The organism is Streptomyces griseorubiginosus (genome assembly GCF_017614965.1).
Lineage (GTDB): Bacteria > Actinomycetota > Actinomycetes > Streptomycetales > Streptomycetaceae > Streptomyces > Streptomyces griseorubiginosus_B.
Genome location: NZ_WVUG01000023.1, coordinates 17,110 through 29,278, shown reverse-complemented (window position 1 = coordinate 29,278; position 12,169 = coordinate 17,110). Strand labels below are relative to the sequence as shown.

Annotated in this window: 10 protein-coding genes; 6 read left to right on the top strand and 4 right to left on the bottom strand. The window is 71.7% G+C overall.

The window, feature by feature from the left end; genetic code table 11:
• Positions 1 to 33: 33 nt before the first annotated feature.
• From GRC12_RS07225 to GRC12_RS07205, 5 genes are all read left to right on the top strand, one after another.
• Positions 34 to 987, top strand: a complete 954-nt coding sequence (locus GRC12_RS07225; RefSeq protein WP_208778245.1) for a LysR family transcriptional regulator — start codon at positions 34 to 36, stop codon at positions 985 to 987.
• Positions 988 to 1,038: 51 nt separating this feature from the next.
• Positions 1,039 to 3,927: an AAA family ATPase gene (locus GRC12_RS07220; protein WP_308286490.1), complete on the top strand. Its 2,889-nt coding sequence runs from the start codon at positions 1,039 to 1,041 to the stop codon at positions 3,925 to 3,927.
• 121 nt (positions 3,928 to 4,048) lie between these two features.
• Complete coding sequence (locus GRC12_RS07215; protein ID WP_208778244.1) at positions 4,049 to 5,674, top strand: S53 family peptidase; 1,626 nt, start codon at positions 4,049 to 4,051, stop codon at positions 5,672 to 5,674.
• Between the two features lie 298 nt (positions 5,675 to 5,972).
• Entirely contained in the window at positions 5,973 to 6,596 is a 624-nt protein-coding gene (locus tag GRC12_RS07210) for a hypothetical protein (RefSeq protein ID WP_208778243.1), read from the top strand.
• 175 nt (positions 6,597 to 6,771) lie between these two features.
• On the top strand, positions 6,772 to 7,272 hold the full coding sequence (locus GRC12_RS07205) for a MarR family winged helix-turn-helix transcriptional regulator (RefSeq protein WP_208778242.1): 501 nt from the start codon (positions 6,772 to 6,774) through the stop codon (positions 7,270 to 7,272).
• Between the two features lie 4 nt (positions 7,273 to 7,276).
• On the opposite strand, the gene GRC12_RS07200 is transcribed toward GRC12_RS07205, so the two are convergent.
• The 4 genes from GRC12_RS07200 to GRC12_RS07185 form a co-directional block, all read right to left on the bottom strand.
• A complete protein-coding gene (locus GRC12_RS07200) occupies positions 7,277 to 8,464 on the bottom strand; it encodes a PP2C family protein-serine/threonine phosphatase (RefSeq protein ID WP_208778241.1) in 1,188 nt (395 codons plus the stop codon).
• 54 nt (positions 8,465 to 8,518) lie between these two features.
• Complete coding sequence (locus GRC12_RS07195; protein WP_208778240.1) at positions 8,519 to 8,962, bottom strand: ATP-binding protein; 444 nt, start codon at positions 8,960 to 8,962, stop codon at positions 8,519 to 8,521.
• 241 nt (positions 8,963 to 9,203) lie between these two features.
• A complete protein-coding gene (locus GRC12_RS07190; protein WP_208778239.1) occupies positions 9,204 to 10,100 on the bottom strand; it encodes an STAS domain-containing protein in 897 nt (298 codons plus the stop codon).
• A 129-nt stretch (positions 10,101 to 10,229) separates the two neighbouring features.
• Positions 10,230 to 11,399: a PP2C family protein-serine/threonine phosphatase gene (locus GRC12_RS07185; protein ID WP_208778238.1), complete on the bottom strand. Its 1,170-nt coding sequence runs from the start codon at positions 11,397 to 11,399 to the stop codon at positions 10,230 to 10,232.
• 197 nt (positions 11,400 to 11,596) lie between these two features.
• Between GRC12_RS07185 and GRC12_RS07180 the strand changes: the two genes are divergently transcribed.
• Positions 11,597 to 12,031, top strand: a complete 435-nt coding sequence (locus GRC12_RS07180; protein ID WP_208778237.1) for a MarR family winged helix-turn-helix transcriptional regulator — start codon at positions 11,597 to 11,599, stop codon at positions 12,029 to 12,031.
• The last annotated feature ends 138 nt before the right edge of the window (positions 12,032 to 12,169 follow it).

The following is a 12,169-nucleotide window of genomic DNA, read 5'->3' as shown; positions in this document are numbered from 1 at the left end:
TGAGCAGTTCTCATACGGTGAGGTGAGCGCCCCGTGGCCCGCACGATCGACTCCGATCTCTCCCCGCACGAACTGCGCGTGCTGGTGGCGATCGCGGACACCGGCGCCTTCTCGGCCGCGGCCGGCAATCTCGGGCTCACGCAGTCCGCGGTCTCCCACTCGGTGCGCGGCAGCGAGCGCAAGATCGGTGCGGTGCTCTTCGAACGCGGCCGCAGCGGCGCCTGCCCCACCCCGGCCGGGCAGAGAGCCGTCGCACACGCCCGCCGCGTCCTGCGTCTGCTGGACGTCCTGACCGCCGAAGCGCGCGGTGCTGCCCGCTCCGACGCGGCGCGGGGTCAACTGCGCATCGCGGCCTTCCGCAGTGCGGCTCTCCATCTGCTGCCGCCCGTCCTCGAGCGGTTGCTCGCCCGGCATCCGTGGATCGAGCCGCGGGTGCGGATCGTCCGCGAGGTGGGACGCGGCACCGCAGGCGAAGTGGCCGACGGGAAGGCCGACTTGGCCCTCGCCACGCTGGGCGGCTCCGTCGCGCTCGAGCCCGGCCTCGTCGCGAGCGGGCTCTTCGAGGAGCCGTACTCCCTGGTGCACGCGGCGGGTCACGCCGCCCCGCGTTCACTGCCACTGGTCGACTGGGCCGAGAACTGCGGCTCGTACACCCGCGACTGGTGGACCGCACAGGACTGGATCCCGGAGGCGACCGTCGTGGCCGAGGACGACGGAGCGGTTCTCTCCCTGGTGAGCGCGGGTCACGGAATGGCGATCATGCCCGCGCTCTCCCTGTCCGGCGCGCCGGACTCGGTCGGGATCACCGACCTCGGCCCCACACGCCCGACGCGCCGGGTCGGCTACGTCACCACCCCCGAACTGGCCAGGTCGGCCGTCGTGCGCGCCCTGGTGAGGGAACTGCGGGCCGCCGTCCCCCAAGGAGCGGGTGTCAGATCAGGCCGGGGCGGCGGCCGCGTGATCGACGGGCGTGACAGAGGTCATTGACAAGCCGAATCGGTGAGGTTGTCATGAACACATGATTCGAGGTCGTGAGATGTGCGGGACAGCCGGCGGGCGAGCTCCGCGGCGGCGCGGTCACTGACCTTGCGCTCCGAACTGCTCGACGCCGCCCGGGCCGGGTTGTCGGCCCGTTCCGGCGTCCTCTTCCACGGTCCCGCGGGAATCGGCAAGTCCGTCCTCGTGTCGGCGCTGACGACGGACGCGGTCGGCACGGTTCTGCGCTGCTCGCCCGCCCAGGAGGACAGCGAGCTGCCGTTCGCCGGGCTTGCCGACCTTTTCGCACCGGTGCCGCGGAGCCACCTGGACGCCCTCGCGCCCGAGCTCCGGCGGGCACTGGACGCGGCCCTGCTGCGCGGCCCGGAACCGCGGGACGGGCGCGGTCGGCTCGCGGTGCGCGCCGCCGTCCTCGAGGTGCTGCGGACCCTGGCCGCCGCCGACCCGGTCGTCCTCGTCGTGGACGGCCTGCAGTGGCTCGACGAGCCGACCGCCGAGGCGCTCGCCTTCGCCGTACGGCGCCTGGAGGGCCTGGATGTCAGGATGGTGGCCGCCGAGCGGGTGGCCGAGGGCGAACAGCCCGAGCGGCTGCGCTGCTGCCCGCCGGGCACCGCCGAACTCTCGGTGCCGCCGCTGAAGGATGAGGAAGTGGCGGACCTCGTCCGGGACGGTACCGGTGCCGACCTGCCGCCGGCGGTACTGCGGGCGATCCAGGACACGGTCGCCGGAAACCCTTTGTACGCACTGGAGTTGGCGCGGGCCGCCCTCCTCGGACCGGCGCGCGACGGCTTCGGGCCGCCGCTGCGCGTGCCCCGAAGGCTGCGCACCCTGCTGATGGGGCGGACACGTACCCTGCCGGAGCACGTGCGACGCACTCTCCTCGTCGCCGCCACCGCCGCTCACCCCAGCCTCACGCTGCTGCGTGCGGCAGGTCTCCCCAGCCCCGCCACGGCTCTCGCGGACGCCGAACGGCTCGGCATCGCGACGGCGGACGCGGAAGGCACCGTACGGTTCTGCCATCCCCTGATCCGGACCGCCGTCCACGCCGACGCGACGGAGAGCGACCGCCGACAAGCGCACGCCGTGCTGGCCCGCGCGGTCACCGAGCCCGTGGAGCGGGCCCGCCATCTCGCCCACGCCCACCCGCACGAGGACGAGACCACCGCCCTGGCCCTGATGACCGCCGCGGAGTCCGCGCGACTCGACGGAGCCCTCGGGGCGGCCTGCGAACTGGCCGGCCTGGCCGCCCGCCGCACCCCCGGTGACCGGCCCGCGGACCGGGCCGAACGGCTTCTGGCAGCGGCCGACTTCGCGTGTGACGCGGGGCAGTCGGAGAAGGCGGCCCAGGCGGCGGAGACCGTTCTCGCCGTGGGCCCGGCCCGGCAGCGGGTCCGGGCCCGCCTGATCCTGCTGCGCAGCGCGGGGCAGGCACTGGAGGGTACCCACGCCCTGATCGAAGAGGGTCTGCGGGACGCCGAGGGCGACCCGGAGGCCGAGGCGTGGCTGCACCACTGGGCGGCGGTACGAGGCCTGTTGTGCGGGGAGTTGGAGAAGGCGGCCGGTCATGCCCGGCTCGCCGCTCGCCAGGCCGACGTGGCGGGTGACACGGAGACCCGCATCGGGGCACTCGCCACGCTGGCCCGGGTGCGCTCCCTGGCGGGCGACCCGCTCGCCGCCGACGTCGCGTTGCAGGAGGCGCTCGCCCTGGCCGGGGGCGCGGAAGGCGGCCCGCAGAGCTGGCGGCTGATCCGGATGCGGGCGATCCTGGCCCTGGAGTCCGACCGGGTGACCGAGGCCCGCAAGCAGGTCGGCGAACTCCTGAGCCGGATCGCGGAGTTGGCGGGCGTCGAGGAGGTCATGGCGACCCTGGTGGCGCTGACCCGGATCCAGGTGCGCGCCGGACTGTGCCGCGAGGCCCTGGACACCGCGGCCCGCTGCTCGCAGGTCATGGCCCGGTCGGCCCCAGCGCTGTACGCGGCCGCGCTCGCGGCCACCGCGGGCGGCACCGTCGAGGAGGCCCGGCGCCTGGCCGCGCAGGCGGTGGCAGCCTCCGAGGCCGACGGCGACCGGCTGTTCCTGCTGCGCGCGCTGGCCGCGCTCGGGCAGGCTCAGCTCCTCGGCGGCGACCCCCACGGGGCGGCGGCCGCGGTGGAGGCGTTGCGGCGTGTCAGGCAGCTGGGTACGGCCATGGGCGCCGCCGATCCGCCCCTGCTGCACTGGTACGCCGACCTGGCCGAAGCCCTCGTCGTGCTGGGCGAGACGGAGGAGGCCGGGGCGGTGCTCCGCGAAGCCCGTGCGCGCGTCTCGCCCCGCACGCCCGCCAGCGTGTGGGCGGCTCTGGAACGGTCGGAGGGGCTGCGCGAGGCCGGCCTGGGCCGGCCGAAGGAGGGCGCGGCGCGACTGGGTGCGGCGGCGGACCGGCTGCGGCAGCTTTCCCTGCCGGTCGACCTGGTGCGCACTCTCCTCGCGCTCGGTACGGTCGAGCGCCGCTCCCGTCGCCGGAGCGCCGCTCGCACCGCCCTCGGCGAGGCGCTGGAGGTCGCCACCCGTGCCGGCGCCGCTCCCCTGGCAGCCCGGGCGAGGGACGAACTCGCCCGCGTCGACGCCTCGAGCCGTGAGACGGGTCCCGACCTGACGCCCACCGAGGCCAGGATCGCCGAACTGGTGGGCGGCGGGGCCACCAACCGGGAGGTCGCGGCCGAACTGTTCATCAGCGTCAAGACCGTTGAAGGGACCCTGTCGCGGGTCTACCGCAAGGTCGGGGTCCGCTCGCGCACCGCCCTCGCCCACGCGATGGCGGTCGCCGTCATCGCCTCCGGGGCCGCTGTGAACACCAGCGATGACGGCCAAGTGGAACGCAGGGAAAGGGCGGTGACGGTCGCTCAGCCCACCGGCGCACAGGGCCGTCGCGCCGTGGACATACACCGTTGACATGACATCCGCCGTTAACACGTAACGCAAGGGTTCCCCCGCTTATGGGGGTGGGGCCGGAGTTCCTACGGTGAAGCCGTTCCGCTCTCGGAACAACTCCCCCACTTTCCGGAGGACTTCAGTGAAGTCTCGTCTGAAACTGCTCGGCCTGCTCGCCGCGCCGGCCCTCGTCACCGCGGTCGTCCCCGCCGCCTACGCCGCGAACGCCCCGCACACCACGCGTGCCGCCATCGCCGGAGACGTTCTGCCGGGCCTGAAGCAGAACGCGCACCGCACCGGGAACGTCGCGGCCGACAAGCGCATATCGGTGGCCATCAGCCTGACGCCCAGAGGCGGCAGCGCTCTCGACACCTTCGTGGCCAAGGTCAGCGATCCGCACTCCGCCTCCTACGGTCACTACCTCACCAAGAGCCGGTTCGCGGCGCGCTTCGGTCGCACCGACGCGGAGGTCGGGCAGCTCAAGGACTACCTCCACGCGCAGGGCCTCACCGTCGGCAAGGTCCACTCGGGCAACCTGCTGATCGACGCGAGCGGCACCGCCGCGCAACTGGAGAAGGCCTTCGGCACCAAGCTGTCGACCTGGAAGGACGCGAGGTCGGGGCGCTCCTTCTACGCCAACGACAGCGCGCCGACACTGCCGTCCGGCCTCGCCCACCTCGTCAGCGACGTGGCCGGCCTCAACAACCGCGTGCAACTCCACCACCAGGCGATCACCCGGACCGTCTCCCCGCACAACGGCCCCGGCGGCGGCTACACCCCGGCCCAGCTCAAGGGCGGGTACAACGTCTCCGGCAGCTACACCGGAAGCGGCCAGAAGATCGCCCTGCTGGAGTTCGACGGCTTCCAGCAGTCCAACATCACCAAGTACGACACCAACTACAGCCTGGGCTCGCCCACCCCGACCGTGCAGAAGGTCGACGGCGGCTCCGGCGCTCTCGGCGACGGGCAGGTCGAGGTCGAGCTGGACATCGAGGTGCTGCACGCCATCGCCCCGAAGGCGAACGTCACCGTCTTCGAGGGCCCGAACTCCGACGCCGGCGAGGTCGACACCTACCAGGCCATCGTCGACAGCGGCATCCCGACCACCTCGATCAGCTGGGGTGCCGCCGAAAGCGCCCGCACCACGTCCAACATCAACGCGGTGGACGCCGTCTTCAAGGCGGGCGCGGCCCAGGGCCTCGGCTTCTACGCCGCCTCCGGTGACGACGGCTCCGACGACGCGGGCGACGGCGGCACGTCCGTCGACTACCCCGCCAGCGACCCGTACGTCACCGGTGTCGGCGGCACCAAGCTGACCGTCACCTCCGCCAACGCCTGGAGCAAGGAGGTCGCCTGGTCCGGCGGTGGCGGCGGCAAGTCCTCCGTCTTCAAGATCCCGAGCTGGCAGACCGCGGTCCAGAAGAGCGCCGGCGGCGGCTACCGTCAGGTGCCGGACGTCTCCGCGCACGCCAACCCCAGCCCCGGTGTGTCCATCTACTCGCAGGGCTCCTGGTCCTCGGTCGGCGGCACCAGCGCCGCGGCCCCCGAGTGGGCGGCGTTCGCCGCCCTGTACAACCAGCAGGCCGCCGCCGCGGGCAAGGCCAACCTCGGCTTCGCCAACCCGGCCCTGTACTCGGCGAGCGGCACCGGCTTCCATGACATCACCAGTGGCAGCAACGGCGCCTACTCCGCGTCCACCGGCTGGGACTTCACCACCGGCTGGGGCTCGTACAACGCCGCGACTCTGGCGAGCAAGCTGCTCGGCTGACATCGAACGTACGACACACAGCGCGGGCCGGGACAGCTCCCGGCCCGCGCTGTGTGTCATGGCGGCCCGCTGTTCCATGTCCTCGCTCCTGTGGTCCCTGGCTCGGATTCTGCTGGATTTCAGCCATGCGGTGGACAACGACGCACATGTCTTCCGTACTATCGCTTGAACACAGCTGTGCGGCAGTAACGACTGCTGCTCACACAGCACCAGGATGAACAGCACAGGCGTTGGATTCCGCACACGTCATGGCCTGTCTCCGGTCGACCGTGACGCCCCGCGAAGGAGTGTGAGCATCATGTCCGAAACCACTGCCGGCAACAGCGAGTTGACGTCGCACTACAGCGCACAGGTGGCAGGCGACCTTGAGCGCAACCTCAAGGAGCAGGATCGCCTCCAGGAGGAGATCGAAGCACTGCAGTCGCAGTTGACCGCCCTGCAGGAGGACCACACCGTCCTGGTGAACATCCAGCAGGCTCTCGGTGTCCCGGCAGCTCCCCCCCAGCCTGCCCCCGAGCCGGAGACGGCGCCCGCTCCCCGAAAGAGCAGGACCGCCGCCGGATCCGGGAAGGGCAAGCAGGCACGAGCCACCAAGTCCACCGCTTCCGCCCGGAAGATAGGCAAGAAGACCCCGGCGCCGGCCCCGGCCCCGGCCTCGACCGCGCCGAAACTCGTCGACCTCGTCCGCGAACACCTGGCCGGCCAGCAGGAGCCCCGCTCCGCCGCCGAAGTCGCCACCGCACTGCAACAACAGCACCCCGAGCGGGACATCAAGACCAAGATCGTGCGCCTCACCCTCGAGGGACTGGTGGCCAGGAACCACGCCCAGCGCACCAAGCAAGGCCGCTCCGTCTTCTACACCACCCCGGAAACCGCCGAGCCCGCCCCGCAGGGCGAGCCGGAGACATCCCAGTCCGCCTGACAGTCACTGCCCCGTCGCGACTCCGTGCATCCGGTGCCGTCCCGCTGCGGAGGCCCGCGCATGTGCGGAAGAAGCAAGAGACGATCAGGAGGTGCTTGCTCGACGGCTCTTCGGGTACCGCGTTCAATGAGAGTGGCATCCGCATGGGCAGGTGGTTACTGAAAGTGATGTGGGCGTGACTCGTCTCAGTGGCTCGGGAGACGACCGGTCGAACGGATCAGGAGGGGATCCCCGGTCCGTCGCGCTGGAGATCGCCGACGCCGTGGACGCTCTCGCGGATCTGTGGTCGGTGGCCGCCCAGGGAGCCAGTCTGCGGCTGTCGCCGCACCAGTTGCGGGCCCTGCGGATCCTGGAATCGGAACCAGGGCTCAATCTCACCGCTCTGGCCGAGGGCATGGACATAGGGCCGCCCACCGCCAGTCGGCTCTGTGATCGGCTGGAGGCGGCCGGCCTGCTGGAGCGTCTGCTGCATCCGCACAAACGACGCGAGGTGCAACTGGTCCTCACGAACCGGGGTCGGCAGGTGCTTGCCGAAGTGGCCGCGCGCCGGTCCCAGGCGCTCGTCGCGGTTCTCGCGGCCATGGAGCCCGGCGAGCGGACGGCGCTGAGCCGGGGTATCCGGGCCTTCCTGACGGCTCAGGACGGCGCCGGCAAGGAAGGCGACGGCTCCCCGTGAGACCTCAGGTGCGGGGGCCGTTCCAGTCGAGACAGACCACCGCGGCATCCGTGGCGAGATCGCTGCTGCCGTAGTGCTCGACCAGCCCGGCGACGATCGCGCGTGCCGTGTCGTACGGTGCCGTCGGACGGGTGGCACTCAGGATCTGGCGCAGGGCACGTTCGCCGAAGAGATCGCCCATGGCGGAACGCGTACCGTGCACCCCGGTGCTGACGGCGATGAGACGGTCTCCGGGCCGGACCTGGAACGTCTGCTCCTCGTAGAGGGTCTCCTCGAACATCCCCAGCGGCAGCTGGGCCGTCAGTTCGATCTGCTCGGTGCGCCCGTCCCGCTGGCGGAACAACTGGGGCGAACCCGCGTCGACCGCGCACACGGTGCCGGTGGCCAGCTCGAACCGCAGCAGCAGCGTGGAGGCGTAGACCTTGCCGCCGTACTGGGCGTAGACGGCCTGGTCGGCCAGGCACGCCTGGTCGGCGAGGGCGATGTCGGCGCGGCGGGCGTTGCGCAGGGCACTGACGGCGAGACTGGTGAGCAGAGAGGCGTCGATGCCGTGGCCCATACCGTCGGTCATGGTGAGGACGAGGTGGTCCGCGCCGGCGGACCAGTCGAAGTTGTCACCGCCGATGGCGTAGGCGGGTTCGAGGTGGGCGCCGATGACATACTCCTCGCGGGCGCAGCCCCCGCCGGGGAGGAGTTGCCACTGCATCTCGGCGGCGAGCGTGAGCCGGCGGGTGCGGCGGGCCTGGAGGTAGACGTCGGTGTCACGGCCGGCGGTGATGACCTCATGGCCGAGCGCGGTGGCGAAGTCACCCAGCTGAAGTACCGTGCCCGGATCGGGGGCCCCGGCGGGCAGTCGGACGGAGAGGACACCCAGGCGGTCCCCGCGCACCGTGATGGGCAGGTGTGCCACATGGCCCGTCGGCTCCTGCGCGACTTCCAGCACCGGTTTCTGGGTGCGGAAGGCGCTGCCCGCGGGCCCTTCGTGAGCGGGGACGGGGCTGTGGGTGTGCGGCAGGTGGGAGACCGCTTGCAGGACCGTCAGGCCGTAATCCGCGAGGAGCAGTGTCACCTCCTGGGCGCCGACCCGCTCGGCGAGGAGGCGGCGTGCGGTGGCCACCAGCGCATGGGGGGCGGCCGTACGCAATTCGGCTTCCGCTGAGGGAAGCGGTTCAGGCGTCTTCACGGTGTCCACCCTCTCGCCTCGTCATCTCCACGCTATCGCGCGAAGTCGCGCATCCCACCCTGTTCAGGCCCCGCCGGGGCGGGGTGCGGGCAGGCCGGAGACCCAGGTGGTGATGGTGACGGTGGTGCCCTCGCCGGGGCGGCTGTCCAGGGTGAACTCCTGCACCAGCCGCTCTGCTCCGCTCAGTCCCAGACCCAGGCCGCCACCGGTGGTGTAGCCGTCGGTCATGGCCTGGCCGATGTCGCGGATACCCGGGCCGGTGTCGACGAAGGTGAGCCGCAGTCCGCGCCGGGGGCCGTCCTCGAGCACCGCGATCTCCAGATGGCCGCCGCCGCCGTGGATGAGGGTGTTCCGGGCGAGTTCGCTGGCCGCGGTCACCAGCTTGGTCTGCTGGACCAGGTTGAACCCGAGGCCTACGGCCGTGCGGCGCACCTGCTGACGTACCCACGCCAGATCCGCGTCCGAGCGGATCGGCAGGCGCGTGGTGGAGGCGGGTGGGGCATGCATCACGCACCCTCTTCCGGGTGGGCGGTCGGAGCTGCCGCGCACGTGACGGCCGACGACCTGGCGTTGGCGGCCGTCCTGGCCCGAACAGGCTTGTGGGAGGAGGCGACGGACTCCCTGCCGATGATGTCGCGCAGGCCCGCGCCCATCGCAACCGAACCGCGTCGCGGCTCAGCAGGGGTGGCCGGCACGACGTCCCCGGGCGCCGCCTGCGGCACCGGGCCCGCACGGGTGGCGGCGCCGGTCACTGCGGGCTCGCTCCCGCGAGGGAGTGCCGGGAGACGACGACACCCCGCTCGGTGAGGGCGTGGGCCAGGGCGTCGGCGAGACCGGCCCGCGTGACGACCGTCCCGAGGTCGATGCCCAGATGGACGATGGTCTGCGCGATGGCCGGACGGATACCGGACACGATGCACTCCGCGCCCATCAGGCGTGCCGCGGCGACCGTCTTCATCAGGTGCTGTGCGACGAGCGAGTCGACGGTCGGCACGCCGGTGATGTCGAGGATGGCGTACGCGGCCCCGTGCTCGACGATCGCCTCCAGGAGACTCTCCATCACCACCTGGCTGCGGGCGCTGTCCAGGATGCCGATCAGCGGGACGGCGACGACGCCCTCCCACAGCCTGATCACCGGGGTGGCGACCTCCAGCAGCTGCTGGTGCTGCCGGGCGATCACCTGCTCGCCCTCAGTCACCGTCGTCTCCAGCACCACCAGGCGGAGCGTGCCCATCAGGGCCGTCAACGCGAGGGCGCAGTCATGTGCGGGCCCCTCCGCGGAAGCGTCGAACTCGGCTCGCAGCAGGGCGATGACCGGCGCGCGCAGGCCGGCGACCTCGCTGTCGATCTGTGCGGGGGTGAATCCGGCCCGGCCCCGGGAGGCGGACATCCGGCCGAGCTGGTCTCTGACGGCGGTGAAACCCGGAGCCGCGAGATCCTCCAGCCGTCCGGAGCGGGCCACGTCGGCCAGTGCGTCCACGACGGCCCTGGACGCCTCGACCGCCTCGTCCCGGGCGACGGTGAACACCGTACGGAACAAGGCCGCGTCGGCCCATCGCTGGGCGATCTGCTCACGGCGCCGCCGCAGGAAGTCGGCCAGTTCGCCCGCCGCCCCGATGGCCGTGTTCTGCTCCGCCACCTGCATCGTCTCCCTGCTGCGAGGCCGCGACCCGCCGAGCGGCAGACCATCAGACAATTATTGCCGCATGACAAACATTAGCGTCCGTGTACGCGCCCCACAACACCGCCTGACGCCGAGTGGTCCGGTGGACCGTCAATCCAGCGCCCTGCCGCGCCAGTCCAGGCATACGACCAGTGCGTCGTCGTCCGGCACGGCTCCGCCGCGGTGGCCGCTCAGCTCCCGCAGGATCGCGCGTGGCACCTCGGCGGCAGGCAGCAGCCTGGTGGCCTGAACGGCCCGGGTGAGAGCCTCGTCGCCGTACGCCTCGCCCTTCGGAGAGGCGACGGCATGGACGCCGTCACTGACGAAGACGAGCCGGTCACCGGGCTCGACGTGGAAGTCCTGCGCCACGTAGTCGGTCTCCTCGAACATGCCCAGGGGCAGCTGGGCGTCGAAGTCGACGGGCTCCACGCTGCCGTTGCGCAGCCGCAGCAGGCGCGGGGAGCCCGCGTCCACGACGACGGTACGGCCCGTGGTCAGGTCGAAGTCGAACATCAGGACCGACAGATAGCAACGCCCTTGATAGTGGGCGTAGATGGCCTGGTCGGCCAGAGCCGCCTGGTCGGCGATGGAGATGCCCGCGCGGCGGGCGTTGCGCAGCGCGTTGATGGCCAGGTTCGTCAGCAGGGAGGCCTCTATGCCCTCGCCCATACCGTTGGTGACGTACAGCATCAGGTGGTCGGCGGTGGCCGACCAGTCGAAGTTGTCCCCGAAGATGGCGTAGGCGGGCTCCAGTTGGGCCGCGAGGTCGTACTCCGGCCGGGAACACGAACGGCCGGGCAGGAGCTGCCACTGCATCTCGGCGGCCAGGGTCAGCCGGTCCTTGCGCCGCGCCTGCAGGTACAGGTCGGTGTCGCGCTCGGCCACGATCAGTTCGTGGCCCAGCACATTGGCGATCTCGGCGAGTTCGGGTTCCCACTGGCGGGCGGCCTCACTGCCGGACAGGGTCACGGACAGCACGCCGAGCCGGTCGCCGCGCACACTGACCGGCAGATGCAGACGGGTCCGCCCGTTCCGACCTTCCTCCAGATACGGCCGCTGCGACCCGAAGGCCCGGCCGGCCGGGCTGTTGTGCACCGACACCGGCTCCGGCGTGTGCGGTGGGACCGACACGGGCCGCAGCACGGTCAGTCCGTAGTCGGCCATGTACAACTCGACGTTCCGCGCGTCGTACTGCTCGAGCAGCGCGGCGCGTACGGCGTCGAGCAACTCGTGGGGCGCCGCTGTACGCAGAGCGCGTTCAGCGGCCAGAAATCTTTTCATGATGAGGGAAACACCAATCCTTCGCCGGACGACCTGGTTCACGCGCGAGGCCGAGCTGCCGGGTGCGCCACGTCGGGCGGACCGTTGTCTCGGTGGCCAGGGCGCGCGGCTAGTACGCTGACAGGCACCCCAGTGCCTGCGAGAGAGTGATCGTGACTGCCTTCCGCCGCCCCCCGGAGCCCGATGAGGTCGCGCGTGTGACCACCACGGCCGTCGAGCTGCTGGAGGTCGTGTGGGGCCGGGCGTCGACGGCGCCCACCTCCGCGTCCCAGCTGCGGGTGCTGCACATCCTGGAGCACCAGGACGGCATCAGGTTGCGCACACTCGCCGAGTCCCTCGCCTCCACCCCGCCGTCCACCAGCCGGCTGTGCGACCGGCTGGTGGCCGCCGGGTTCGTCGAGCGGGAGGTGAGCGCGGAGGACCGGCGTGAGGTGCGGCTGCACCTGAGCAACCGGGGCCGCGCCTTCCTCGCCGACCTGCGCGCCCGCCGGGAGAGGGAGCTGCAGACGGTGCTGCGGGATATGCCCGCCGCCAAGCGGGTCGCGCTGCTGGAGGGGCTGGAAGCGTTCTGCGCCGCCGCGGCGACGCAGATACACGACGACGTCGCGGATTCGGGCAGCCGAACCGCCTGAACCGTCGTTCGCGACGCATGTGTCACCGTCGGCTTTCGACGTCGGTGACCAGCACACGGAGTGGCCTCCGTCCACCGGAGCATTCCAGGTCCTTCCCGCGTACGTCCGACCCGCTTACTTTGTTGCCTCACGGCTACT

What these genes read in the sequence shown, in the direction of transcription:
- GRC12_RS07195 (WP_208778240.1), bottom strand. Translation starts at nt 8,962, where the DNA reads ATGCATGCCCCACCCGCCTCCACCACGCGCCTGCCGATCCGCTCGGAC.
- GRC12_RS07185 (WP_208778238.1), bottom strand. Translation starts at nt 11,399, where the DNA reads ATGAAAAGATTTCTGGCCGCTGAACGCGCTCTGCGTACAGCGGCGCCC.
- GRC12_RS07190 (WP_208778239.1), bottom strand. Translation starts at nt 10,100, where the DNA reads ATGCAGGTGGCGGAGCAGAACACGGCCATCGGGGCGGCGGGCGAACTG.
- GRC12_RS07210 (WP_208778243.1), top strand. Translation starts at nt 5,973, where the DNA reads ATGTCCGAAACCACTGCCGGCAACAGCGAGTTGACGTCGCACTACAGC.